Annotated in this window: 18 protein-coding genes and 1 pseudogene; all 19 read left to right on the top strand. The window is 50.7% G+C overall.

The window, feature by feature from the left end; translation table 11 throughout:
• Positions 1 to 92 precede the first annotated feature (92 nt).
• Positions 93 to 1,327: pseudogene (locus BLR08_RS18010) on the top strand (IS110 family transposase).
• 101 nt (positions 1,328 to 1,428) lie between these two features.
• Positions 1,429 to 2,154 (top strand): hypothetical protein, encoded by a 726-nt coding sequence (locus tag BLR08_RS18005; RefSeq protein ID WP_072335253.1) that lies wholly within the window; start codon positions 1,429 to 1,431, stop codon positions 2,152 to 2,154.
• 19 nt (positions 2,155 to 2,173) lie between these two features.
• Positions 2,174 to 2,905, top strand: coding sequence for a hypothetical protein (locus BLR08_RS18000; protein WP_072335256.1), 732 nt, complete (start codon positions 2,174 to 2,176; stop codon positions 2,903 to 2,905).
• 211 nt (positions 2,906 to 3,116) lie between these two features.
• Positions 3,117 to 3,827, top strand: a complete 711-nt coding sequence (locus BLR08_RS17995) for a helix-turn-helix domain-containing protein (RefSeq protein ID WP_072335259.1) — start codon at positions 3,117 to 3,119, stop codon at positions 3,825 to 3,827.
• Between the two features lie 666 nt (positions 3,828 to 4,493).
• Positions 4,494 to 4,706: a hypothetical protein gene (locus tag BLR08_RS31440; protein ID WP_218131583.1), complete on the top strand. Its 213-nt coding sequence runs from the start codon at positions 4,494 to 4,496 to the stop codon at positions 4,704 to 4,706.
• Between the two features lie 280 nt (positions 4,707 to 4,986).
• Positions 4,987 to 5,613 (top strand): hypothetical protein, encoded by a 627-nt coding sequence (locus BLR08_RS30735; protein WP_143014400.1) that lies wholly within the window; start codon positions 4,987 to 4,989, stop codon positions 5,611 to 5,613.
• A 1,074-nt stretch (positions 5,614 to 6,687) separates the two neighbouring features.
• Positions 6,688 to 7,377, top strand: a complete 690-nt coding sequence (locus tag BLR08_RS17985; protein WP_072335261.1) for an N-acetylmannosamine-6-phosphate 2-epimerase — start codon at positions 6,688 to 6,690, stop codon at positions 7,375 to 7,377.
• 9 nt (positions 7,378 to 7,386) lie between these two features.
• The gene (locus BLR08_RS17980; protein WP_072335264.1) at positions 7,387 to 8,265 is read left to right on the top strand and encodes an ROK family protein; all 879 of its coding nucleotides are present in this window, start codon (positions 7,387 to 7,389) and stop codon (positions 8,263 to 8,265) included.
• 27 nt (positions 8,266 to 8,292) lie between these two features.
• Entirely contained in the window at positions 8,293 to 9,147 is an 855-nt protein-coding gene (locus BLR08_RS17975; RefSeq protein ID WP_072335267.1) for a MurR/RpiR family transcriptional regulator, read from the top strand.
• Between the two features lie 213 nt (positions 9,148 to 9,360).
• Positions 9,361 to 10,161 (top strand): DUF3891 family protein, encoded by an 801-nt coding sequence (locus BLR08_RS17970; protein WP_072335270.1) that lies wholly within the window; start codon positions 9,361 to 9,363, stop codon positions 10,159 to 10,161.
• 520 nt (positions 10,162 to 10,681) lie between these two features.
• On the top strand, positions 10,682 to 11,890 hold the full coding sequence (locus BLR08_RS17965) for an MFS transporter (RefSeq protein ID WP_072335273.1): 1,209 nt from the start codon (positions 10,682 to 10,684) through the stop codon (positions 11,888 to 11,890).
• Positions 11,891 to 11,973: 83 nt separating this feature from the next.
• Positions 11,974 to 12,333, top strand: a complete 360-nt coding sequence (locus tag BLR08_RS17960; protein ID WP_072335276.1) for a GIY-YIG nuclease family protein — start codon at positions 11,974 to 11,976, stop codon at positions 12,331 to 12,333.
• Positions 12,334 to 12,510: 177 nt separating this feature from the next.
• Positions 12,511 to 12,990 (top strand): DUF6530 family protein, encoded by a 480-nt coding sequence (locus tag BLR08_RS17955; protein WP_072335279.1) that lies wholly within the window; start codon positions 12,511 to 12,513, stop codon positions 12,988 to 12,990.
• A gap of 657 nt (positions 12,991 to 13,647) precedes the next feature.
• The gene (locus BLR08_RS17945) at positions 13,648 to 15,228 is read left to right on the top strand and encodes a copper amine oxidase N-terminal domain-containing protein (RefSeq protein ID WP_083537426.1); all 1,581 of its coding nucleotides are present in this window, start codon (positions 13,648 to 13,650) and stop codon (positions 15,226 to 15,228) included.
• 71 nt (positions 15,229 to 15,299) lie between these two features.
• Positions 15,300 to 17,543 carry a helix-turn-helix domain-containing protein gene (locus BLR08_RS17940; protein WP_072335287.1) on the top strand — a complete coding sequence of 748 codons (2,244 nt, stop codon included), beginning with the start codon at positions 15,300 to 15,302 and terminating at the stop codon, positions 17,541 to 17,543.
• Positions 17,544 to 17,856: 313 nt separating this feature from the next.
• Entirely contained in the window at positions 17,857 to 18,819 is a 963-nt protein-coding gene (locus BLR08_RS17935) for an ABC transporter permease (protein ID WP_072335290.1), read from the top strand.
• 15 nt (positions 18,820 to 18,834) lie between these two features.
• Entirely contained in the window at positions 18,835 to 19,710 is an 876-nt protein-coding gene (locus BLR08_RS17930; protein ID WP_072335295.1) for a carbohydrate ABC transporter permease, read from the top strand.
• A 79-nt stretch (positions 19,711 to 19,789) separates the two neighbouring features.
• Complete coding sequence (locus tag BLR08_RS17925) at positions 19,790 to 21,430, top strand: extracellular solute-binding protein (RefSeq protein ID WP_072335298.1); 1,641 nt, start codon at positions 19,790 to 19,792, stop codon at positions 21,428 to 21,430.
• A 30-nt stretch (positions 21,431 to 21,460) separates the two neighbouring features.
• Positions 21,461 to 26,740, top strand: a complete 5,280-nt coding sequence (locus BLR08_RS17920) for a glycosyl hydrolase family 28-related protein (RefSeq protein ID WP_072335302.1) — start codon at positions 21,461 to 21,463, stop codon at positions 26,738 to 26,740.
• The last annotated feature ends 14 nt before the right edge of the window (positions 26,741 to 26,754 follow it).

Below are 26,754 nucleotides of genomic sequence, written 5' to 3'. Positions count from 1 at the left end.
CGATGGAATGGTTACTTATAGGCCGATGGTGAATTCCTGCGTTGCGAGTAAACCGACCTATACGTAACGATTCGAAAGAAGGAGTGGATAACATGTTGAAGCCTGACCGTACGATCTATGTAGGCGTAGACCTGCACAAGCAGCACCATACTGCCGTCATGATCGATTGCTGGAACAAGAAGCTGGGCGAAATCCGGTTCGACAATAAGCCGTCCGCCTTTCCTATGCTGTTGAAAGAAGTGAAGAAACACACGAAGAAAGGTATATCCGCCGTATACGGCTTGGAAGACATGGGGGGATTCGGCAGATCGCTGGCTGTCTATTTAACGGAAAGCGGCTGTTCGGTAAAGGAAGTGAACGCGAAGCTGGCGAATAACCGCCGCAAGAGCCACGTCACGGTGCAGAAATCCGATAGCTGGGATGCGGAATGCGTGGCAAAGGTGCTGCGGGATGAACTAGCGAATCTGCCTGACGCGAAGCCGATTGACCTGTACTGGGCGATTAGCCAGCTCGTCACCCAGCGAAAATGGCAGGCCAAGAGCTTGTCGGGTATGGTGAAGCGGCTGCATCAGCAACTCGGCTACCACTACCCCAGCTACAAGAAGTTCTTTTCCGAAATCGACGGGAAAACGGCGCTTGTCTTCTGGCATAAGTATCCTTCGCCCGTCCACCTGGATGGTGTGACGTTGGATGAGCTGGCGAAGTTCCTGCGGAAGCTGAGCAACTATGCCCTCTCGACGAAGAAAGCGGAGCAGATGCTCACGCTGATTGCGGAGGACGGCGAAACGACACGGGATTTTCAGGAGAAGCGCGATTTTATCGTGAAAGGGCTCGTGCGCAATATTCGCTTCTATGGGCGTGAACTGAGCCGTATTGAGCAGGAAATCGCGAGTCTCATGAAACAGCATGGGTTCCAGTTGGAGACGATGACGGGAATCGACCTTGTAACGGCTGCGGAACTGGTGGCGGAGATTGGAGATATTCACCGCTTCGCTACGCCGGATAAGCTGGCGAGATTCGCGGGCGTAGCGCCGATAGCTGTGGGGTCCGGGAACAAGCACCGTCATTACAAGAGCAAGCAGGGCAATCGGGAGCTGCACGATATTCTGAAAGCTCTCGCTATCCGGCAAATCGCGGTAACGAGAACGAAGAAGGAGCCGCGTAATCCGTACTTCTATGCGTACTACGAGGGAAGGATGGCGGAGGGGAAGACGAAGCAGCAAGCCATCGTCTGTATATGCGGAAGCTGGTGAATGTCGTCCATTACCTGATGCGAACGAAGGCGGCGTATGTGATACCGACAGTGCCGGAGGAAGACGCTGGGTGATATAATGGAAATAAGTTCTAGGGGTGGACTGTCGCCCCGCTTCCTACGGATAATAAGGCTTTATTAACAAGGATACGTATGAAGGGGATATTACGAATCCGTTGACGTTGAATCTGTATACGTATGTGCATAATAATCCATTAATTCATACTGATCCTACCGGACACGTGTTAGCAGGAACGTATGTTGGAGCAAATATTGAAAATGCTAGAAATTACGGACAAGGGTCGGAGTTATACTGGCAAGTAAGGTCTAACTTAGGTACACAAGCCAAGAGCTTTATACCTGGCGCTCAAGACAATGATAACAATGATTTCAAGTTTTGGTTTGGCGTAGCTACAATGACCAGTGCATACCCCGAGTTAAATAATGAAAAAGATGCAAGTTGGGCTAGAGACTTACTTGTTTCATTGTTTGATGCCCAGTATGATGCGGAACAGGGATTCTATGATGGAATGTTTAATTTTGTTACGGGTGGTTTAGTAGGATCAATTAAAGTAAGTGGCACAAAATCTGTCAACGGTAATAGTACGGTCAGCACAAAACCACAGCACGGATATGAGATCTTCGTAAAAGATGGAGGAGATGTTGTTAAAAATGGAATTAGTGGACGTCCATTAAATAAAAATGGCACATCCCCAAGGGCAAACCAACAAGTTAATGCTTGGAATAAGGCAGCTGGCTATGATAAATACGATGCAAGAATTATAGGACAGTTTCCAGATAGATATGAAGCTCTAAATTGGGAAACAAACTACGCTCAAAGACTATGGGAGAATGGAAATTCAATGAGTATGCATTCACATCCAAGACCTTGGGAGCAATAAAAATTTACGGAGGTTGTCTATGATTTTGAAGGAGTTTGAATTAAACTTGCCATACGCTTCAGATAAAGAGAAGGTCATCGAGATGATAAAGGCAAACGGGATGACTCTCTTAGGAAAAAATAAAGATGAATCTATTGAATGGAAGTGGATTAGGCGTGAATTCGCGCTCCAAACAAGGTGCGTAACAGCAATGTTCGAGAGATTGTTCAATAAATATAAAATTGCAGGGGGAAGAAAAATTCTTATCGAATGCGTAGATGTTATTAGGAATGATAATATCATCAATTACTCAGGGGTATATGTGGTTCAGTTAAAGTTTAATTTTTTAAACTTTATTTTACTTTCAGATTATGAGAAGAAAGTTAATTCGTTTCAAATTCTCAAGGAAGGGGTAGAAAAAGTAGCAACTTACAAAGGTTGGGATAGTGCCCCTTTTAGTTCAGTATTCAATGAGATGACTGAAAACAATTATTTAAATGAATGGACGTGGAGTAAGCCTGTTAAAAGTCCGAACAAAGAATCTGTAGCCCAAGTTATATGTCATCATGAAGTAAACAAAATGAATATTTTCATGGAAGTGATGGGTAGCAAGGGGCAGAGTTTAGGGAGAAGTTTATTATTAACAGACCAGCCCCATGAATTTGCTTACGCAAAGCATCTTGGAAAGGTTACTTGGGAAGATAATGAAATTGTCTCTTTGATTAATAAGCAGGAAGATGAAAAATGGTCATTAAATATTAGGAAATTGTAAAGTTAAATACAGTATTACTTGATGCCACAATGCGACTAACCTTCGCGTTGTGGTTCTTTTTTTCTTCGTGCCAAGAGATAAAAATGGCATTGTATGCGCGGCGGCGAAATTTAAAATAAAGTTTCAACAAGTATTGACTAATCGAGTAGCCATTTGATATATTGATTGCACAAGTAAGGCTAATTGATTAGTCGATAAGGGGGTGACTGATATGATAGGACTTCAATATATTGTAAAGGTATACAACGGTACGTACAAAAAACTCGCTGAAAAATTGGGCATTGCTCCACCGACCATCATGGCATGGCTAAGTAAGAAGAGACCGATTCCAAAAACTAAGCTTGAAGCACTATCTTCATTATTTAAAATCGAAGAAGAATTTTTTACAAAGGAACTGAATGAAGTTGAAAAAATTCAAATTCAATTGGAATATTTGAGGAGACTATCTAATCAAGATTCATATGAAATGCCAGATTTCTTTACGGACAATGATGGTGCTCGACAAGAATACTTGCGTTGGGTTGATCCCTACGAAGACGAACGAAGGATGCTTGAGCATGAGCTACGAATTGAAACAGTCATTCTTAACCTGCGTTCTACATTGTATACAGAGCTTTACGAGCGCAATGATTATAGTGGAACACACCGAATACTGGAGACAGTGGAACGATTGTCGGAGCTATTTCATGAGACGATGCCGAGCGATTTAGAGGAAGCGGAGCAAGCGAAATGGACCGTACAACGAGAAAAACGAATGTCCGCGTTGCAATGGTTGGTTTATTATCTGGTCGTGCCACAGCTTGAATTCGGTCAATTTCAGAGGGGGCATGCTGCTATTGACGATGATATTTACGATTTGATTGCGAAACATGATTTGTTTAGACGGCCGAGAACTCAAAAAGAACTGAAAGAGGATGACTAAACTATGAGGAGTGCATATCATGTTTGTATAACATGCCGAATTTTACCCAACATTTTGGTATATGCAGCATCCTACTACGATTAGAAGGAGAAAAAGCCTATTGTTTGATACGATTAAAATGAAAGTTTCCCCTGTCGAAGGTTTCGATGGATGGCAAAGGCCGGGCAGCACGACTTTTGTTTTAAACTCTGCGGTATATCGGTTCCGTTTTTCCATGGTTTCATTATAACTTATTTTTTTCCCTCCCGTGTCTCAGACTATGGGAGCATTATATTGGGGTCAAGGTGGGAATCCGAATCCAGCAGAAATATAGCGAGTATACGAAGTTGTCCTAAAAGAAATTAAAAAAGCCATGCGCGGGTAGCATGGCTTCTTATTTTCTATGTTTCAGTATGGCACTGATAACATTTCTGGCCATTTCAATCGTTTGCGGGTCATGATGTTCGGTAAGCAAGGCGACAATCTCTTGGATGAGTTGCTTGTCGGCTGGAAACTCGTCATAATTGTCAGAGTTCTTTTCAGCCCGTTCTCGATATCAGTGCAGAGATTTTCCATACAAACCTTTGCTTTGGCACAGAAGGTCATTCGGGTGAGGAAGCGCCCGACCAAAGAGGGCGAGCATCAAATTTTCGCGGTTTGCTGAAATGTTCGACCTGGGGCCAAGGCTTGTCCTTCGCTCGCGGAGGCAGCAGCAAAACCAGCGGCGGTAAAGGCGGTCGCGGTAGCTTCGCCTGCGATCAGGCGCGGACGCGCGGCAAAGCGTATTGCAGCTTCCATTACATCAGCTATGTGGACATCTACGAGATTATATTGGCCGATGTCCGGCGACATGCGCAGACGGCCAAGGAGAAGGAAAGCGCCTTTAGTCGTTACCGGTAATTACCCAGTTTTACCAACTACGATTTCAGATGGGGACTAGTAAACCAAAATATACTTATACAATTATCGAAGCTTTTAATCAAACTGGTGTTTTAAAAGCATTTGTTGATATTACTACTACTGGGCATGTAACTGTAATGGCTGCTAATCCAGTACATCATGTAGCCTGGATTGCTTCAAGACCTGATGCAGAAACTAATCCTTACTATAATTAACAACATTATTAAGGCCAATATCAATACAAAGGACCATAATAAGATTGATGAAGGGAAACCAAGAAATGAGTGAGTACCTGTTTTTTGTAAAAATGACTGAAGAAAACAACACTTGTGTACATTCGAAATTATATGTACATTTTAGGGAAGATGGAAAAGTCTTTTTATCTTTAACTTCTGATACAGCTAATGTAGAGGTTGTAGGTCGTAATTACGTAGATGCTTTAATTTCATTGCTCAATAATTTAAAAGAAGGCTCAATCATAATATTTAATCATACAGTTACAGCTTCTACAGGAGATTCCTTGGAGTTTATTGAAATTACTGAAACAGTTAATCTATCATACCTCCCTTCGATCGATGATAAGATGATTCATTTCGAGTTGAATTGTACTATTAACAACCAGTTTTTTTCTGCGAGCGCTCCAGAGGATTTTTCCATTGCATTGCAAAAGCTAAAAAACAAAACGAATCTGGAGTTTCAGATATGTGCCTTCTGTAATAATAGTGATTTTCAATCTACGGGTGGAGAAGACTTACGTTTTGGTTGGTCTTGTCTGAGAAATCTTCATCAAAGAGAACTTAGTTTACCTTGGTATGAGAGAGTACATGAATTTGAAAAATCTACTCCCAATCTCAGTGCAATACATTGGTGTCCTAGCTTTAAGGAAAGTGACAAAGAATTTATATAAAAACTATTCTCTAACCACAATGCGACTAACCCCCGCGTTGTGGTTCTTTTTTGCCCGCCGCGATACACCAGATAGCGAAAATAGCGGAATAACGTTTGCGCGGCGGGGAACAGCGCTTCACTAACTCTTCCTGAATTTAATAATACATAGCCAGTTCTCTCGGCGGACGGGTGGCTATCATCCCGCTTCCCGTGGGCTGTTATACACTTTCACATGAAGCTAAAATTGTAGCGTGATGGATATGCCGATGATCCCTGAAAACCTACCTTCCCGTATCTGCGATCTGGCGACGAATGGGGGTATAAACCGCCCAGAAATCGCCGTAGGTGGAGGCTACTGTCCTGCCGTGAGCGTTCGACTGTTCTGAGGAGATCAATGGCAATTCCCCGGTTTCTATCGCCTGTAACCACGTGACTTACTCAGATTCGACAAAGCGATATAGCTGGATGAACAGGCTGAACGATACGGTCGAATGGCCGAGCTATGGATGGAGTTTATGGAAAAAGTGACCTGCATTCCTATGTGGGGAATACAGGGATTTTCCATGCGAGCGTGTGAGAATTGTTACGCTGTCAGGTGCTTTAACGTATAAAAGCCTCCAAGCGTCCATTATATTCTTTATCACATTAATGATTTAAATAAAAGGGGGTGCGATACTTAGAAGTGAAGCTCTCGTATTATGGTTCTTTTTATCCGCTGAGTCTAATTTCAAATGTTTCCAAGATATATTTATGCACAGTTACAGGTAACGATTTTATACCCTAATTGATGAAACGTACCTGACCAAAACAATAACAAACTCTTCAGATGACCACCACATCAGACACATATCTAAAGTACGCTATAGCCTAGACAACCAAGCTTAACCGTGAGGTCACAAAATACCTCCTTATTATAGCGGAAATTTTTTTTATATTTTTCAATAACGTGAAATTAATTTACAGTCTCAAAAAACTATGATATGTTGATCTTGCATACGATGCTTGGCTCTCACGAAAGATTTCAATGAGTTAGCCACGACCCAATACCTAAAATAACAAAAAAATAACTATAAAACTAACGGAGTGCACCCCAATGAAAACAAACAGCGAAGTACTCAAGCAAATCAGAAGAAAGCTAATCGTGTCTTGTCAGGCTTTGCCGGACGAGCCGCTGCATAGTCCATTTATTATGGGAAGAATGGCATACGCCGCATTCTTGGGCGGAGCTTCGGGGATTCGGGCTAACAGTGTGGCAGATATCCGGGAAATCAAACAAACAGTCGACCTGCCGATCATAGGCATTATTAAGGAAGTTTACGGGGATTGTCCGGTTTTTATTACACCTACGATGAAAGAAGTCGACGCTCTTTGCGAGGAAGGCGTAGACATCATTGCGATGGATGCGACGGACCGGGTCAGACCCGATGGTTCAACCATCACCGAGCTGTTCCCGCTTATCCGGGAGAAGTATAAGAACCAGCTGTTTATGGCGGATTGCTCCACGTTAGAGGACGCGGTCACGGCTGCTGCTCTGGGGTTCGATCTGATAGGAACTACGTTAAGCGGGTATACGCAGGCGACTCTAGGCAACACGCTGCCTGACTTTGAATTGGTAGAGAAGCTTGTCCATACGCTGAACGTTCCCATCATCGCAGAGGGCGGTATTTCCACGCCTGAAGAGTTGAAGAAGCTGCTGGATCTGGGCATTTATTCGGCTGTGGTGGGTTCGGCTATTACTCGACCGATGGATATAACCAAAAAATTCGCTCAGGTTATCGAATAAGCTATGAGGATGAACATTTTAGCGGCGGATATTGGCGGAACCAACACGAAGATGGGCATTTGCAATGAGCAGGGGCACATCGCTCAGTTCCGGGAATATGCAACTGAGGCGCAGCGGGGCGGCCCTCATCTGATGAAGAGATTGATGGAGCAGATCGAGTCTTATGAGGATTTCGATGCGATCGCGATCAGTACGGCCGGACAAGTGAATGCGGAAGAAGGCATAATTGCCTATGCTAACTCCAATATCCCTGACTATACCGGAATGAAAATAAAGGAAATGCTCGAAGCCCGGTTTCGGAAGCCCGTTAAAGTAGAAAATGATGTGAATGCGGCAGCGCTCGGTGAAGCCGTCTTCGGAGCGGCTGCTTCTTATCAGGATTTCCTTTGTCTGACGTTCGGTACGGGGATCGGAGGCGCTATTGTCATTAATCATCAGATTTACCGGGGTGCTAATGGGTCGGCGGCCGAGTTCGGTCATATGTTTACCCATTCGTTATCCGAAAGAGCCGGCGCAGCGGAAAAGCCTTATTTTGAAACGTTTGCTTCTACGACAGCCTTGGTGCGAATGGCTCAGCAAGCTGACCCGGAGATTGTGGACGGGAAAGTTTTTTTTGATAAAATAAGGCATGGAAACGACCAGCTCCATCACATTCTGCAAGCCTGGACAACGGAAGTGTCGGCAGGACTCGCATCTCTCATTCATATTTTCAATCCGCAGGCCGTGATTGTAGGAGGCGGCGTTATGGAGCGGGATGATCTGGTTGATTTGGTCGGAAGGCAAACCAAGGATTTGATTATGCCGAGCTTTGCCGGGGTGAAGATTCTTAAGGCAGCCCTGGGGAATAAAGCCGGTTTATTGGGCGCGGCATCTTTATTTTTACGCTGACTGTCCGGAGCTTATGGAGGTGAGAAGTTGCGTACCGTCAATATTTTTACAACGATTCATTCCAAGTACAACAATCTGACCCATACGGAGGCCAAAGTGGCCGACTATGTGCTGAATAACGCAAAAGATGTGGTATATATGTCGATTACCGATCTCGCGGACGCTTGCGGAGTAGGAGAATCCAGCATATTCAGATTTTGCAAATCGCTGAGCTACAAAGGGTACCAGGACCTCAAAATTGCACTGGCTCACAGCATTACGGTAGAAAATGAAATCCCGCAGCTGACCGATAAGATTCTGATGGATGATACGATGGATCAGGTGGCTTCGAAAGTGCTGGCGTCGAATATTAGCGCCTTGAACGAGACGTTTAACTTGGTCGATCACGACAAATTGAACCAGGCTGTCGATTATTTAATTAAAGCGGAGCGCATCATCTTCTTCGGGGCAGGTTCTTCCTTAATGACGGCTATGGAAGCCAAGATCAAGTTCATGCGGATTACGAACAAAACAGAATGCACGCTCGATTCTCACCTGCAAATGATGTCCGCGGCTTTGATGACGGATCGGGATGTAGCCGTTATTATTTCGTATTCGGGCTCGACCAAGGATACGATTGAATTGGCCAAAAAAGCGAAAGAATGCGGGGCCCCTGTCATTTCCATCACCCGGTTCGAAAAGTCTCCTCTCACTTCCTATTCGGATCTGACCCTGCTTTGCGGTGCGAATGAAGGACCTTTGCAGGGAGGCTCCTTATCGGCGAAAATTTCACAGCTGTACCTGCTGGATGTGCTTTATGTGGAATATTTTAAACGGACCTATGCGGAATCCACAAAAAATAAGGAGCTGACGGCGGCATCGGTTACGGTAAAGCTGCTCTAACGATCATGACTTTTCTCGGCGCACAAAAGTGCAAGCCCTGATCTCCCGCCCCGGAACTTGCTTTTTTCCAAACGCCCCGATTCCCTTTCGGGCTCCCAGTCCACCATCGCCTTGCTCCCAATTCCCCCTGCATTTATATACGATCGTATACTATTTTCTGACCGGCTGCGATGGTATCGTACAACTAACAGATGTGCAAAGGGGATCGCAGCCATGATCGTAGCGGAAAGAAGCGGGCGTTTCGTCTTGACGACGAATGACGATCACGCCCGAATGGCCGGGCAGCTCGCGGGAATGCTCAGTAAGGCCGTATTGCCGGAGAAACAGCGGCGGAAGGAATTCGTGTATGCCGTGGCCGAACACGACAGGTCCTGGATCGAACTCGATACGGCGCCGATCTGGAACGAAAGAGCCGAAAAGCCGTTTTCCATCACGGATTATCCGCTCGTCATCCGGCTGCCGCATTATTTGCGAGGCTTAGATGAAGTCGCGAAAATGAGTCCCTACGCCGGACTGCTGTGCAGCATGCACTATACCACGCTGCCGCCTGACGCTTTGAAAGGAGCGGCCGGAGGCGCGAATTCGCAACTGTTCTCGGTCATTAAAGCGGTGAAGCAGCGTGAAATGGAGACGATCGGCCAATTAAAGCTTCATGGCGATGAGGAAATGCGTTTGCTTGAGAAGCACTTCAAGCTGCTGCAGATGCTGGACCGCCTATCGCTGTGGTTGTGCACGCGCTGCTTCGGCGATGATCCGGCCGATGCCGCCGACCCGTACCGTCTGATGTTCGGAAGCGTCGAAGAGGGCTTCCGGCACGACGGGATCGAACTGCGCTGGTCGGCGCGGAAGGCTGTCCGGGTCAAGCCATTTCTCTGGAACGGTCCGGTCATGTTGACCTGGAAGCGTAAGGAAATCCCCGCCAGCTTGGCCAGAGAGATCGGTCTTACCCGAGCTTGGCAGGAGAGTCCTTTTCGGAGGACGAGAATTCAACTGCTGCCTGAAGAAGATGAATAGCCTGAGCTTCCTTGTACTATAACCTGATGCGCGACCACAATGCCGGTAATCCTTGCATTGTGGTTTTCTTTTTGAAGAGTAAAGAAAGTTTACCTTCACAAAAGCGATAAAGCGAGGTGGAGCTTTCTGCTCGCAAGAAAAGCTGCCGCTAAAGCACGCATGTATATTCCTCGAATAGGCTCCGATCAGGAGCTTTTCTTTTAACTAAAGTGACGCGTCACCCCAAATGCAATTCCCCGTTGCCATGACAAAACTTCCCGACGAGTAAGCCGCTCCCCTGGGCTGTAAAAATAACTGTAAAAATAACTTGACTAGCGACAAAATCCAAGCTATGATTCTAATCGTAAGTTTAGTAAATTAGTAATTTAGTAAATTAATAAATTATTGAAGAAGGTGGTTGAAATACTTGCTTCGCGCATGCACAAGCTTGTTACCTTGGAGCAATTTAATCAGGGAAGATTGCAGGTCGTTTGACCACAGGTACGGATGAAAAAGCTTAGGAAGATATGAGGTGTTAAACATGTTTGCCAATCGTTATGTTCGAACTATTATCTTTTCTCGGGTGCTGCTGCAATTGGGAATTTGGATTCGGAATTATGCCGTCCTTCTCTACGTCACCGATTTGACGAACAATAATCCGGTTTATGTTTCTCTGATTTCGGTGGCGGAGTTTGCTCCGATCTTTCTATTCGGTCTTATTGGCGGGACATTTGCCGACCGGTGGCGGCCGAAGCGCACGATGGTATGGAGCGATTTGCTATCCGGTTTGTCTGTGGGGGTTGTGCTGCTTGCCGTTATGCAGGGGGAATGGATTGCCCTTCTTATCGGAGCATTTGTATCGGCCAGCTTGTCTCAATTTTCTCAGCCTTCGGCAATGAAATTGTACAAGCGGCATGTACCCGCTGAACAACTGCAGAGTGTAATGGCTATGAGCCAAACCCTTGTCGCTGTGTTTATGGTTTTGGGGCCGGTCATCGGCACATTTATTTTCCTGCAGTTCGGCATTCAAGCCTCGTTGATCCTGACAGCCATTCTATTCCTGGGTTCATCGCTTATTTTAGCGTCGCTTCCCCGTGACATGGAAGAACCGAAGCTTGGGAAGGCCGACAGCTTTACCAAGGAGTTGATGGACGGCCTGCGCTATATCGGGTCTAATAAATCCTTGCGAACGCTTTGTTTGACTTTCTCGGCAGTCGGTTTGGCCTCAGGGCTGACTCAACCGCTTCAGATTTTCCTTGTCATCGAGAATTTGGGGCAAGACAAACAGTTTCTGCAATGGCCCGTAATGGCCAACGGAGCAGCGATGCTGGTAGGAGGAGCTGCCATAGTAACGGTAGCCAAAAAGGTGAAGCCGCAGCTCTTGCTCTTGGTAGGCTTGCTTGTCGCCGCCGTCTGTACAATGGGAATGGGCGCGTCCCACCAAATTTGGCTGACCATTATTTTGTTGGTGATCAGTGGCTTATTCTACCCTTGTATTCAAGGCGGTATTCAGACGCTTCTTATCCGCAATACGGAAGGAGCATTTATTGGCCGGGTATCTGGAACAATTACGCCCATTTTTATGGGGATGATGGTGGGCGGCATGTTTATATCCGGGTACCTCAAGGGGATATTTTCCTTGCTGGGCGTGTTTATAGTGAGTGGGGTCTTTATAATGATCGGTGCGCTGCTGCTGCTCCCTATCGTGATTGAGAAAAGAAAAAAAGCGGAAGCAGGTCCAGCGGCGTAAAAGCCAAGGAAGAGAAGTCAGAGCAAGCAAATAAAAGGGAAAAAAATATTTCATCATCCAGAGATGGGTAAGAGGTGAGAGACATGGAATTAAATAAGCGCAAGAAGCTGCTGGAAGAATACAAGCAAATCAAGACTTATATGGGTGTGGCCCAAATTCAAAATAAAGCCAATGGGAAAATCTACGTCGACAGCTATCCCAACTTGAAGAACAAATGGTTTACCTTGCAGATGCAACTGGATCAAGGAAGGTTCGCGAATGCCGAGCTGCAAAAGGATTGGAAAGAACTCGGAGCGGATGCGTTTGCCTATGAGGTCCTGGAGCAAAAGGAAGCCGATAAGGTCACGGATATGCGCTGGGAACAGAAACAAATGTTGAAGCGGTGGCTTCAGAAATTACAGCCCTATGGAGACCGAGGTTATCATAAGCTTCCCAAAGATTAAGCGAGCCTGCAGATAGTAGAAGGCTAGCGGCCCGTCAATGAATAAATTGGCGGGTTTTGCATTTTGTTAGCGGGAAAGAGTGGATCAAAACGGGTTTGACTAGCGGTAAAATTCAAGATAAGATGAAATCGTCGTTCAGTGAATTAGTAAATAGAGACACGGAATGAGGGAATGCATATGAAAATACCTACAACATTAAAACATAAACCTGTTGTTGTATCGGAAAATTATGAGAAGATTGATGGACGAATGGCCGGGAACACGGACGCGAAAGGCCTTTCCCTTGGATTGGCACAGTGGAATGATAGAGGAAAGGTGGATATTTCGGCCAAAGTTTGGAGATACACGGGTGAAAAATGGTCAAGACAATCGGAGGAGCTGCCTCTCCATCGGGTTCTTGACTTGTCCATTTTAATTTGTCGGTCTCTGGAGCATTTTCGCGAAGCTTACCGTTATGAGGATTTATATGACCCTCAGAAGCCCGTTATCGACCGGGTTGGCTTGCAAGGGGATGCCATGACGGTAGCCGTATGTACGGACAATGAGAGAATCAAGGAAGATATTAAGCTGTTCAACCAGGCGCTGAGCGACGATGATGAGATGATCGGCGAGCGTTTGCGCACGTTAGCCGCCATATTGAAGGATCTGGGGTATTAAGTGACGGCTGTTGAATGGAGCGGTCATGGGGTGAAAGTGGACAGGGAACAGATATTCCATGGGAGTAACGGTTCCATCCTGATTGGTTGAGTTTTATGATGAGGTTAGCCTGAAGCCGGTTAGCCTCTTTTTTTCGTTTGAACGTGAGAAGCATTTGGTTCGCCTCAAAGCGTGGGAGGATCAGCCGCTGCAGAGCAAGGAAGCCGACAAGTATATTGTGGAATTCTATTTAAAGGTGGAAAAAATGATTTGAACTATACCTTAGTATTTGGTGTTATCCTGGTTAACATTATGTTCATCTTTAACAATGTTGTGATGAATAAAGAAAAAGTTAAAGGTAGTATATACCTAGCTATCTGTTTAAATATACTCATTTTTTTATTTTCCATATATAAGCTAGGATTTATGATCCAGATGCTGCTTCAAACTGTGATCTTTATAAGCTTTTACATATTTCTTTTGTGTGCCGCTCCAAAGAAATGAGTATTTTCTCCCACATTGTAAATAGACCATTGATCCCAAAAATAAAGAAAAGTTTATTCTTCCTTGGCATCAGATACCTTCTATTTTCTGCTATAATTGTTAGAAGATACGCCTCACAGCTGTAGGAGATACTGAAAATTCACTGTACACCCATGTACGAAAGGACAAATCATCATGCTTAAAAAAGCCTCACTTGTTCTCCTAGCCTCACTTTTGCTTCCTTATGCGAATATTCCGACAGCCGGTGCGGAAACCCCTGTATCTAATGAAGTAGTGCTAACTTTAAACGATACAGCCGCCCTATCCAAGGGAACTCACGTCCAGTTATCGTCGGCGCCTTATTTACTGAACGACACGACGATGGTGCCTCTTCGCTTCGTCGGAGAAGCGCTGGGAGCGGACATTCAGTGGGATGCTGCTACCCGCTCGATCACTCTGACTTATGGAACGCAATCTCTCCAGCTTGCTGTTGATTCCAACGAGGCCACACAGGACGGGAAAGCGGTTCAGTTGGATCAGCCGGCCGTTATTGTGAATGAGTCCACGATGGTGCCACTTCGATTTATAGCGGAATATTTCAACTACACGGTTTCGTTCGATCCGGCTGACAAGACGATTACCTTGGTCTCCAGGCAAGCCCAGCCCGTTCAGACCGAGACGAAGACGGAGGAGGGCAAGCCGAAACGACTGGCCAAGATCACGGTCGACAATTTGACGATCGATCCGGAGTTCAATGCTCCCAGGCTATATCAGACCATCATCCCGAGCATAGCGGCTGACAAAAGCGGTCGTATCTATATGATTGAAAAGGACAACACCATAGGGTATGTGATTAAAGAGTACGATCCGGCGAAAGGCAACACGCTTCGTATCGTCTCTAAGATCGACGGCAGCTACAATTTTGAATACATAGATATCAGTGAGTATGACAGCATGTCCGATCCAACGCCTGTCCGAAAAGGAGCATTTTACTATATAAATTTATTTCCCTCGGAGCTTAAATACAGTTATGCTACGGATACCTTGTATATCATAGGAGGTAAGGCTGTGTACCAGCTGTTTCCTGAAGTTAAGATGGTAACTCACTGGTATACCTTTACTTATTCGGGAATCCCTTTCCGTGAACGAAGAACAATCGAAACCAAGTTTAACAATCCAGGCTTCTTTGACACAGCCGATGGAGAAACATTCTATTCCGGTACCCCGTTTAGCATCTACGCCACGCAGAAAGGCGGCGGAAGCCGCTATGTGGCCAACTCAAGCAAGAAGGACACTAGGCTCATCTCCACAGTAAAAGATGGGGTCATTTATGCGTATGATCAATTAACGGGAGAAATCTCCACAGTAACCGACCAGGGCTATACCACGGTTGCCCGGGCGCAGATCGACAATGTCGTCAATATGACATCAGCGAACGGAAGGTTTTACGTGATGGATGCCAACAAAATTTACCGGATCGATACAGACGGCCATGTCGAGACGCATGTAGCTTTCGACGAGCTGTATTATAACCGCGGCTTGTACAATCCGAAGACAGGCCGCTATGACCAGATCTTTTTCCAGTCGCAATACCGGGAACTTCGCGTAAATAAAGACGCGCCTGAGCAAGTGAACGAATTGCGTGAGAAAGCTCAAGTGGAGCCGGGGCCGGTGAAAATTCACAAGGACACGCTGCTCACCGTCGACGGCAAGGAAAACATCATCTTCTTCGATGAGCATAACCGGATGCTGCGCCGAATCCATATCTACGAATAGCAGGCTTTGCCGATTGCGGGAGCGATATAAACTGGGTATGATGGGGAGAGGACTTGAAGGAGTGGATTTCCTTGTCAACGAGCTGGTTCAACCGGTTGCTTATTTCCTACATCCCCATCTTTATATTCGTTCCCGCCATTCTGCTGGTCATCTTCATGCTCGGCTCCGCCGAGCTGTCCAAGAAGGAGACCGCGCGCGCGAACGAGGTCTTCTCCAGACAAGCGCTGCAATCGCTGGACTTCTCGCTTCGCGCGATCAATGAAATGATGAATCGGGAGATTATCTCGAATGAATTCGACCTTTTCCTCTCGGGAGGGGGCAACCCGTATATCTCCGCCAATGAAGTGACGCTTCGCTTAACTCAGCTCAAGCTCTCCAACCCCTTGATCGATTCGCTTTATCTATACCGGGCATCCGACGGTGTCGTCCTGAGTCATCAATCGATGCAGCCCCTGGAGCAGTTCTTCGATAAGACTTACATCGAGCAGGCGCTCAAGGAGCCGCTGCGTCCGGGCTGGTCCGACCCGCGGAAGCTTGACGGCGCGAGCGATAATTCGCGGACTGTCGTAACTCTGACGCGCAACATGCCACTGATCACAGGCGAGAAGGGCATCATGGTGGCGAATGTGTCCGTCCCTGCTTTACGGGATCTTTTGAAGACGATGATCGGAACCGAAATCAGCTTCATTCATCTGTATGACCGGTCGGGAGCGTTCTGGCTGGGGACGGAGGTCGGCGTGCAGGAAGCGCCGGGGGAGGTGAACACGAGTCAGGAACTGTCAAGCGTCGTATCCACATACACAGGCTGGGAGCTTCGCAGCGGTATGGTGGGAGGCAGCTTTCTTAACATTCTGGGGCAAACCTCTTATGTGTGGATCATACTCGTGATGGTGACCATCGCTTTGGGCCTGGCCTGGCTGATCTTTGTATCGCGTAAAAATTATAAGCCGGTGGCGAGCATCATGCAGCGGCTGAACGATTATTCGGTTCACGATGAGGGAACCCGGACGGAAAGTGTGCCGGCGAAGGACGAGTTCACGCTCATCGAATCCACCTTAAGCCAGATTATTCAGAAGTCGGATGAATACCGTAAGCTGAATAAAGAAGATATTGTGTTCAAGCGCAAGCATTTCTTCCACGAGCTGATCGAGGGAAGCCGCCGGATCGGGCAGGAGGAATGGGACCGCGAGCTTGTCCGCTTCGGCTTCGCGACCCGGCACCGGTATTTCATGATGGGACTTGTGGAGATCGATAAGCTGTCCGTTTTCAGCCAGTCGTACACGCATTCGAGCCAGGAGCTGCTGCGCTTCGCGTTAGGCAATGTCATGGAGGAGCTGGCTCAGAAGCGTTCGGTTGCCGTCTGGCAGGAGTGGGTGTCCAAGGGGCAGCTTGGCGTGCTGTTTCTGTTCGATCAGCCGCCGGAAGGAGATGCGGGAGAAACCCGGTTGATCGACATCGGCACGGATATGATTCAATGGGTGGCGGATAATCTGGATTTTACCGTGACCGTGGCTGTCGGCAGTGTCGCGCATTCGGTGGCGGAAATATGCCGCAGCTATGATGATGCGATGGAAGCGATCAAATACAAGTCCGTGCTGGGACGCGGCCGGGTCATCGCCCAAAGCGATCTGGCCGGTAAAGCCGAGGCGGAGCTGTATCAGGGGCTGCAGATCATCCGGGTGCTTTCCCAGGCCTACCGTCTGGGCGAGAAGGAATGGGAGGAGCTGCTCGGGGACTTGTTCGAGGAGCTGAGAACAGGACTGCTTTCCCGGGACGATCTGATTAACCTGATGAATTATTTAATCTATTACTTGTTCCGCGAGATGATGGAGCTGCCGTCGGAAGTTCAGGATCATTGGAAGCATGAGGTTGTGCCTGCCTTAAGCGAGCTGCTGGAGCGGTTCGATACCCTCGACGAGCTGTATGACGACGTCTACCGGCTGCTTGGAGACAACGCCGCGAAGCTGAAGCAGCTGCGCGAGAGCAAGAGCAATCACCAGATGATTCAGGAGGTCCGGAAGTTTATCGAGGAGCATTATGCGAATCCGAACATGTCGTTGTCTCTGCTCAGCGAACGCTTCGAGATGAGCACGAGTTATGTGAGCCGCTTGTTCAAGGACGAGTTCGGAGAAAACTTCGTGGATTACGTGGCGAAGGTTCGCATCGAGCATGCGAAGCGGCTGCTCAAGGAGACGAACGAATCCATCCATGAGATTGCCACTCTAGTCGGCTACACCAGCTACATGACCTTCAATCGCGCCTTCAAAAAAATAACGTCCGCCACGCCGGGAGAATACCGCAATCAAGCGACGTAGGCCGGCAGCAGACTCAGGGGCCCGGTCCGTTCTTATAAGAACGGGCTTTTTTGGGCTGTTTGCAAGGCAAAAGCGGGCATTTTAAAAAAACGAAAGGGACTCAAAAAATGTGAATAGGGCTGCCTGGGGCCTTCTCTCATGCTGATTCTGCCTGCTATTCAAATAATGTTACAGCGCTCAAATGATGAGAATTGCCGAAAGGCGGCCTCGTCGGCTACATTGGGGGAGCAGCAGGCAGGGCGAGAAGGGCGAAGAAGCCCTCCATAAGACCCCGCCTGGAAGACAGAGCTTATACAGAACTGGAGGTGTAAGAATGAACTCAACGGAACAATCCGGTGGAACCGCGGCAGCCGTACGCAAGGCGGGCACATCCGGATTTCGCGGCCGAAGATGGAACTTGAACAAGCCGCTGCTGATCATGTTCGCGCCGGGTCTTGCCTTTTTTATTCTGTTCAAATATATCCCGATGCTGGGATTTGTCATCGCGTTTAAGGACTATAATTTCGCTGACGGCATCATTGGAAGTCCCTGGGTCGGCCTTGAGAATTACAAATTTCTGTTCAATAACCCGCGAACGGTAGAAATTATTAGAAATACGTTTGTGCTGAGCGCGCTGAATGTATTTGTCGGATTCCCGTTTCCGATCCTGCTGGCTATTTTGCTCAATGAAGTGAGGAAGTCCTGGTTCAAACGCGGCGTACAGACGCTGTTGTACCTGCCCCATTTCTTCAACTGGGTTATTGTGGGCGGCTTGGCGGTGATGGTATTCGCGATTGAAACCGGTATTGTCAACCAAGTGATGAGCAAGCTGATCGGAGGAGAGCCGTACCCTTTCCTGTTCAAGGAGGGCTCCTGGATCGCGATATTCGTAGGCTCGAGTATCTGGAAGGGAGCGGGCTGGGGCGCGATCATTTACCTGGCGGCTTTGACAAGCATCGATCCGAGCCTGTATGAAGCGGCCAACATCGACGGTGCCAACAAGTGGCAGCAGATTCGCCATATTACACTGCCGGGCTTGCAGCCGACGATCGTGCTGATGTTTATCCTGAACATCGGCAATGTGATGGATGTCGGCTTCGATCAGGTGTACGTGCTGCAGAATGCCGTCGTCATCAATGTCGCGGAGACGATCAGCACCTGGAATTACAAGGTGGGCCTCGGCTCGGGACAGTTCAGCAACGCGACCGCTATGGGGTTGTTCGAATCGCTTATCGGCCTCATCCTGGTGCTGATTGTCAATCAAATTGCCCGTAAATTCGACCGCGGCTTATGGTAGGAGGTGATAGAACGGATGAAGGTTTCATTAGGGGAAAAAATATTTTACGGCGTCAACTATGTCGTCCTTTCGCTGGCCGCGCTGACCTGCATACTGCCGCTCTTCCACATTGTGTCGCTGTCCCTCAGCAGCAGCGAAGCGATTACGCTCGGTCAAGTGGGCTTGTGGCCGATTGAGTTCTCGCTGGAGGCTTACAGCAAACTGATCAGCGGCACCGACGTGCTGGGCGCGTTTAAGAACAGTGTGGTCATTACGGTAGTGGGAACGGTTTTGAATATGCTGTTTACGATTCTTACCGCCTATCCGCTTTCACGAAGCTACTTTTACGGCCGGCGTTTTTTCACACTGGCGATCGTGTTCACGATGCTGTTTACAGCGGGTCTTATCCCGAACTATTTGCTGATCAAACAGCTCGGCTTGCTGAACTCTTACTTCTCGCTGTGGCTGCCTGCTTTGATCAGCGCCTACAATCTGCTTATTCTGCGGACGTTTTTCGAGAACGTTCCGGCCGAGATTGAGGAAGCGGCCCGGATGGACGGCTGCGGGGAGTGGCGCATCATTTTTCAAATCGTCATGCCGTTGTCTCTGCCAGTCATTGCGACCGTCTCGCTTTTCTACGGCGTGAACCATTGGAATGCGTTCTTCAATGTCCTGATCTATATCAATGACCCGGCGAAGGCGAATTTATCCGTCCTCGTGCAAAATATGATCCGCAGTCAATCGCTGATGGCCGAGATGGCTATGCTTGACCCGGACGCGTTCCGCAGTCTCACGCCGGAGTCGATCAAGTCGGCAGGCATTATCGTGATGGTGCTGCCGATGCTTATCGTCTATCCGTTCCTCCAGAAGTATTTCGTGAAGGGGGTGCTGATCGGCTCGGTGAAGGGATAGCTTGAGCGGCTGAGGCCCGCAAGTGTAAGCTAAGGGCAAGAGGAAGTACACGGCAAGTCTATACGATGGAGGGGATCGAATGTCAATCCGAACTTATAACAAAAAAAGCATCGTCATCTCGCTGACAGCTGCGCTGTCCCTGGCGGCTGTGGCGGCAGGCTGCTCCACGGGAGCTAAAGACCCGGGCAAAACCGGCGACAGCAAGGAACCGGCTCCTTCGAACCAAAGAGGCAGTATTACGGTATCGATCTATGATCGCGGGCAAATTCCGAAGGAAGAGGGCACCTACGCCGAAAACCGCTGGACGAAGTGGGTCAACGAGAACGGTCCGGTGAACGTCAAGTACGTGCCGGTTCCCCGCAACGAGTCCCAGCAGAAGTTCAGCATGATGTTTGCCGCCGGCGAAGCGCCGGACCTGATCCAGGAGTTTGACAACGCATTCGTCAACACCTTGTGGGGGCAAAAGCAGCTGCTGCCGCTCAACGATCTGATCGACAAGCACAGCACGGAGTACAAGGCGCTGCTGCAGAAATTCCCGCAAATCTCGAAGCTGGCCACCAAGCCCGACGGGAAAATGTATGAATTCAGCCGGATTACGAAGCCCGAGGTGCTGGCGACGATGGTCATCCGCAAGGACTGGCTGGATAAGCTGAATTTGAAGGTGCCGGAAACGATGGAGGAGCTGTACAATGTCGCCGACGCCTTCGCCAACAAGGACCCGGACGGCAACGGCAAGAAGGATACGTTCGGCATCAATCTGAGCCAATCGTCCTCCTATTACGTGGACGCGATGTTCCAGAACGAGATGTTTATCATCGAGAACGGCGAGCTGATCCGCCAATTTGACCGAATCAAGCCTGCCTATGAGTTTAAGAAAAAGCTGTTCGAGAACGGCATCGTGGATAAGGATTTCCTGACGGACAAAAACGGGCAGAAGGCGGAGCAGGATTTCGCCAGCGGCCGATTGGGCATTTTCCTGGCCTATAACACTGTGGTAAGCAAAAACTTCGATACGCTCAAGAAAGCCAATCCGAATGCGGAAATTATCGCGATGCCGTTTCCGAAAAGCCAGTTCGGCCAGTTCGGCCCGGAGATCAATCCCGCCCTCCAGCTAACGGCATCCATTAACGCATCGGCCAAAGACCCGGTCGCCGTCATGAAATATGTGGATTTCATGGTTAAGCAATCGACCGTTGACGTATTTACGAACGGGATTGAGGGAGTGCATTACAAGAAGGACGGCAACGGCTGCGCCCAGCCGATCGATGCAGCCAAGAACAAAACCGAGCTCAGCTACGTAAACGATTACAAGCTGTTCATGCCTCTGTATCTGGTCAAGTCCTGCCTCGTCGGCGGAAGAAGCGAATATTCGACCAATCCGCTCGATCAGGAATGGATCAAAATCGCCAAGGAAATGGATAAAATCTATCTCGACCCTTCGCGCCCGCATCCCGGCTTCACCCATGCCAAATTCCGTCCGTCTCTGGATAAGGATCTGAACACGATCTTCAACGACGGCTGGAACAATATGAACGATATCATGGCCAAGACGATCGTCAGCGGAAGCTCCTATACGGTAGACCAGGGAGTCAAGGATGTGAAGGACGCCTGGGACAAGGCCGGCGGCAAGAAGCTGGAGGACTGGTACAAGAACTGGTACAAAGAGAACAAATCGAGCTGGCTGTTTATGGATGACGTATACAAGATGAAGATGGAGTAAGCATACAGCCTGGCTAGGAGTTGATAGAGCTTGACCAAAGGCCCGGAACGGCCGGCAGCAGCCGGAGCGTTCCGGGTCGTTATGGAAACGGTGAATGAAAGGGGAATTATTGTGAACAAAAGCAAACCAAAGGTTTCACTGCTCCTCATCATCAGCATGCTGCTCTCCTGCTTGATGCCTGCCGGACTGTCTTACGCAGATGAGACGCCTGCAAGCACAACGTATGCCGCTTCAGCCGGCTTCAGCGATACGCAGGGAGGTTCCGCCTGGAGCTACCAGCGCTTCGCGGATGGCGTCTATAGCGATCTTCCTTATTATGACACGGCAAATAAACGCTGGCAGCAGTCCGCCTCTTCCCCGATCTACCCGTGGGTGAAGAGCGGGGAGATGCATCCCGCGAGTAACGGAGACGCGGTGCGCAAGTGGACGTCGCCGGGCAAGGGGACGATCGCCATAACAGGCGGCGTTCGCAAGGGAGACAGCAACGGCGACGGTGTGAACGCTTCCATTAAGAAAAACGGGTCGGCGCTTTGGTCGGCGCTGATCTCATCGACAACCCAGGTGCAGCCGGTCGGCGTAGACGCAGTAGCTGTAGAGCCCGGCGATGGCATCACCTTCGAGGTGAACAAGATCGGTTCACTTAACAATGATCACACGTTCTGGAATCCGACGATTGTATTTACTCCAGCTCCTGCCGGGCCGTCTACCTACCGGATTACCGCTGCCGAATCGGTGAATACGCGCGGCGGGTCAAGCGGAGGAACGAACCACGCGGATACGAACCAGATGATGCGCGTGCCTGTTCCAAGTCCAGACCCGGCTTCAGGGACGGAGTTCTGGGTGAAGGCGCGGCTTGTGAACGGTTCTCCCGACTTGGTCAACACGCGGCAGGGCTACGTCAAAGTGGATCTGGGCCAGCAGTATCCTCATGATTCGGCAAGCCAGGTGACGCTTAGTGTGTATCATAACGTCTACTTGGCGAAGGTTGTTCCGGTTACGGTCAGAGGCATCGCGGACAACTCCTGGTCGGAGTCGTCGATCACTTGGAATAACGCTCCGCAGGAAGAAGGAATGCCGCTGGATACGAAGGCCGTCCGTGAAAGCGGCTGGTATTCCTTCGACGTGACGGACTTCGTGAACGCCCGGCTCGCGCTGGGCGAGACGACGGTCTCATTCCGGCTGACCGATGACGGGGCGCAGGATTTGAATGCGCAGTTCAGCTCCACGCGGGCTTCCGCAAACCGGCCGTATCTGGAGTTGACGCCGGGCGTCCCGCAGGCGGCGGCTGTTACCGCACAGCCGAAAGCCGGTAATATTGTGCCGGGAACCTTGATCACCCTAGCTACGGCAACCGCCGGCGCCGCCATTTACTACACGGTCGACGGCAGCGACCCTGCTGTGAACGGGATCGCCTATACCGCCCCCTTCCCGATGAATCAGGCGGGAGAGGTGAAGGCGATCGCCCGGAAGACCGGGTACCGGGACAGCGCAGCTGCGAGCTTCACGTATACGTTTGCCCAGTTTCCCGTAGGGACGATAGCGAACCTGCCGGACAGCTTCTATGAGCGTCCGGGGCTTGAGAACATGCCCCGGCTGGATTATGCGTCCATGCGCGTAGCGAATGTGAAGGATTTCGGCGCGATAGGGGACGGCGTCGCCGATGACAGGGCGGCCTTCGACCGCGCGGTGGACGCCCTCCAGGCTGCCGGAGGCGGGATCGTTTATATGCCGGCCGGCCGCTACTATTTTGCCGCGCCGACGCCGCCCGGCAGCACACCGGAGAGCCGGCGTTTCTGGGACCGGACAGGGGAGCGGGCGCTGAACAATATTCATTTCGTCGGGGACGGCGAGTCGACGGTCATCGAGTTCCGCAATCCGGGCATTCATGATCTTCAGGAGGGCCAGACCTACCATAATGCAAACGGGGCTTACGCCGGCGGACGTCCTTACGGGTGGAGGCTGAGCGGCACGAATTATTCTCTGCACGGCTTCAGCACGTCCTGGAACACGCGGATGGATATGCGCTCGATCAACGGCCCTTACAATCTGGGGCTGTCAGGCGAGGACATCCAGGTAACCTCGCTGAACATCGACCAGGGGGGCATCGGCGTCGTGTTCTGGCAAGGGTCCAAGCGGATCTGGGCGGTAGACAATATCGTGCGCAATACCGGCGCGGACGCGATCCATTTCGCCAATACGGTCGATGTCGTGGCCGCCTACAATCTGGTGGAGAACAGCAATGACGATGCGATCGGCTTCGTCTCCGACGCGCCCGGAGCGAACAATTGGCCGATCTCGGCCAATAACTATGCGCTGAACAATACGATCATCAAGACAGCCTGGGGCCGGGGCATCAGCGCGGGCGGCATCGGGCACCGGCTCGAGAACAACTGGATCGAGAGCTCGCTGCTCTCCGGCATCTTCACGAACTCGCTCGGCCAGGGCGGCGTGTCCGGAGTGCCGGTGCAGGATGTAGCGATCCGAAGCAACACGATCATCCGCTCGGATCAGAATAACCGGCAGGATAACAATCATTACCCGAGCTCGGTCTACCGGGGCTCTATCGCTTTGAACAACAACGCCACGAATGTGGCGATCGAGCATAACCGCATCTTCGGCAATCCCGGCAACGGCATTCTGTTCAGCGCCTGGAGCTCGGCCCTGCAGGGCAGCCAGCTGGCCGTCCGCGGCAACGAGATCGCCGGCTCCCGAGAGAGCGCGATCAAGATCAACAGCAACGCGGTTATCGACGGACTGGAGATGACCGGCAACAAGCTGCTGGGCAATGCCAACAGCGCGCTGCTGGGCGGCACGCTGACCGGCAGCCAGACGTACAGCGGCAACCTGGTCACCCAGCCGACGATTCCGGCGAAGGAAGGGTTTACGGTCGTGACCGATGAGCCGTCGTTCCGGGATGCCTATGCCGATATCGCCTCGGAGGCTTCGGAATCGGGCTGGGCGGCAAAGCCTTCGGCGAATGTCCCTGCCTACACCGTCAATGTAAAGGACTACGGCGCCAAGGGCGACGGCAGCGGCAGCGATACCCGTGCCTTCTACGAGGCGTTGGACGCCATTCCGCAGTCGGGCGGCATTCTCTACGTACCGGCCGGCATTTACCGGCTTGCCCCGGAGGAGGGCAAGGAAACGTATCCGTTCACGGCGATCCGGCATCATCTGCTGCTCTCGGGCAAAAGCAACATTCACCTGAAAGGCGACGGAGCCGCAAGCGTGCTGCGCTTTACCTCCAAGGATCATCAGGGGCTGCGTCTGGTTGACATGAACGATGCGGTGGTGAGCGGTCTGCAGCTGGAGCTGGAGCAGCAGCCTGCCCAGCGCTACAACCGGGCCCTGCTCGACCTATCGGGCAGCACGGGCATCCGGGTATCCGACGTGACGGTGCGGAACGCCGCCGGCCCCGGCATTCTGGTGGATTCCTCTACCGGGGTCGCGCTGGAGAACAACCGGATTGTTCATGCGGGAACCGCAGGGATAGAGCTGCTGGCGAGCCGCCAGGTATTCGTCGAGGGGAACCGGATTGAAGCTTCCCGGGACAGCGGCATCCACTTGAATAAGCTGGGCACCATCGGGCGGGAGCCGCAATATATCTCGATTAAACAAAATCGCATCGAAGGCTCGCGAGACTACACGGGCATCGGCATCGCGAGCGGAACGCAGATCGAGGTCGCAGACAATACGATTCAGGACACGCACTTGTCCGGCATTCATCTGTATTACTCCAGCGAAGCCTACTTTGCCGATAAGGTTAAAATCACCGGCAATACGCTGCTTCGCACGAACACAGGCCGGCATACGTACCACTACGGAGCTATTACGGTGCTGCGGAGCATGAAGGGAGACCTCGAGATATCCGGCAACACGATCAACACGACGCCGCTGGCGGGTATCGCGATCGATCAAAGCACCTTGACGAAGCTGCAGCTCGGACAAAATACGTTCACGGCGGTGGGCGGGCCCCATGTGCGCCAGGAAAGCACGACGGTCGCTACCTTTATCGATCTCGACCGGCTCGTGAACATCGTCTCCATGCAGCCGAGTCTGCTGGAGCCGGGCAACTGGAGCCGGTGGGGAATCGATATCGAGCTGGAGAACAGCAGCAATGCTCCGGTGGGCGGCAGCGTACGGCTCGTTGCGCCCGCAGCCTGGGCGGACACGGCTCAGCCCGTCGCTTTCCCGGAGCTTCCGGCAGGGGCTAAGCATACGGTCACAATTCCGGTGCCTCAGCCTCCGAGCACCGAGTCCGTTCCGGTCGAGGTACGGGTCGAGCTGCCCGGCGGGGTCGCCGTTCCGCTGGCCGCCTCCGTCAACTTTATGGCGGCCGCCAAAGCGTCGGCTCCGCCGGTCATCGACGGGGAGCTTGGCGAGGAGTGGTCCGATGCGATGCCGTTCGTGCTGAATCAGGAGCGGCAGTACAAGCGCGTCAATGCGGGCACCGTCCCTTGGGGCGGCACGGATGATCTCAGCGCGGTCGGGTACACGAAGTGGGATCAGACGCATCTGTATGTGGCTGCCGTCGTGAAGGACAATGTCCACAAGCAAGGAGCTGAGGATGGGGCGGCCTGGATGGGAGACAGCCTGCAGTTCATGGTTGACCCGGGCCGTCTGAACGGTCCCGGCAGCAGCGGCTACAGCGAGCTGCTCTTCGCGCTCAGCGATACGGGGCAGCTCGTCAGATGGAGATGGGCTGCGGTGTCAGGCAAGCCGATCGGCGAGCTGACGAACAGCCAGGCCGGAATTGTACGCGATGAGACGACGGGATTGACGACCTACGAGCTCGCCATTCCCTGGACGGAGCTTCTGCCCGGAACGGGGCAATCCCCGCCGCCTCTGATCGGCTTCTCCTTCCTCGTCAATGATGACGACGGGCCGGGGCGGCACGGCTGGCTGGAATATATGAGCGGCATCGGCACCGGCAAAAATCCGTCCTTGTTCGGCGAGCTGCTTCTGTCGGAAGCTCCGCAGTCCCCCGCGCCGCATCCCTTCAAGCTGGAGCAGCTTGGGAATCTGGAGCGAACCTCCGGTATTTCCGCATCGGCGATCGTGAAGCCGGCGGAGAATGCCGGCCACGCCGGAAAAGAAACCGTCGTGTTCCAGCTGATGAAGGGGAGCGTGCCGGTCAGCCATGTAGCGGTCGCCAAGGATTTCATGGAGCAGGAGGAGGTCACCGGACAGTTCGATGTCGCAGACCCTCAGACGGCGGCCTATGAAGTCCATGTATTCGTGCTGGATCGCCTGAACGCAGGCGGAACGGAGATGCCTGTACCGCTGTCCGAAAAGCTGACGATTCGCTAAGACCGACCGTCTAA

Source organism: Paenibacillus sp. cl123 (assembly GCF_900101595.1).
Lineage (GTDB): Bacteria > Bacillota > Bacilli > Paenibacillales > NBRC-103111 > Paenibacillus_G.
This window is presented reverse-complemented; position numbering and strand designations above follow the sequence as displayed.

Excerpts from the sequence above, each read along its gene's own strand:
- BLR08_RS17935 (WP_072335290.1), top strand. The coding sequence starts at position 17,857 with ATGAACTCAACGGAACAATCCGGTGGAACCGCGGCAGCCGTACGCAAG.
- BLR08_RS17995 (WP_072335259.1), top strand. The coding sequence starts at position 3,117 with ATGATAGGACTTCAATATATTGTAAAGGTATACAACGGTACGTACAAA.
- BLR08_RS17965 (WP_072335273.1), top strand. The coding sequence starts at position 10,682 with ATGTTTGCCAATCGTTATGTTCGAACTATTATCTTTTCTCGGGTGCTG.
- BLR08_RS17970 (WP_072335270.1), top strand. The coding sequence starts at position 9,361 with ATGATCGTAGCGGAAAGAAGCGGGCGTTTCGTCTTGACGACGAATGAC.
- BLR08_RS18000 (WP_072335256.1), top strand. The coding sequence starts at position 2,174 with ATGATTTTGAAGGAGTTTGAATTAAACTTGCCATACGCTTCAGATAAA.
- BLR08_RS17960 (WP_072335276.1), top strand. The coding sequence starts at position 11,974 with ATGGAATTAAATAAGCGCAAGAAGCTGCTGGAAGAATACAAGCAAATC.
- BLR08_RS17945 (WP_083537426.1), top strand. The coding sequence starts at position 13,648 with ATGCTTAAAAAAGCCTCACTTGTTCTCCTAGCCTCACTTTTGCTTCCT.
- BLR08_RS17985 (WP_072335261.1), top strand. The coding sequence starts at position 6,688 with ATGAAAACAAACAGCGAAGTACTCAAGCAAATCAGAAGAAAGCTAATC.
- BLR08_RS30735 (WP_143014400.1), top strand. The coding sequence starts at position 4,987 with ATGAGTGAGTACCTGTTTTTTGTAAAAATGACTGAAGAAAACAACACT.
- BLR08_RS17925 (WP_072335298.1), top strand. The coding sequence starts at position 19,790 with ATGTCAATCCGAACTTATAACAAAAAAAGCATCGTCATCTCGCTGACA.
- BLR08_RS17930 (WP_072335295.1), top strand. The coding sequence starts at position 18,835 with ATGAAGGTTTCATTAGGGGAAAAAATATTTTACGGCGTCAACTATGTC.
- BLR08_RS17955 (WP_072335279.1), top strand. The coding sequence starts at position 12,511 with ATGAAAATACCTACAACATTAAAACATAAACCTGTTGTTGTATCGGAA.
- BLR08_RS17980 (WP_072335264.1), top strand. The coding sequence starts at position 7,387 with ATGAACATTTTAGCGGCGGATATTGGCGGAACCAACACGAAGATGGGC.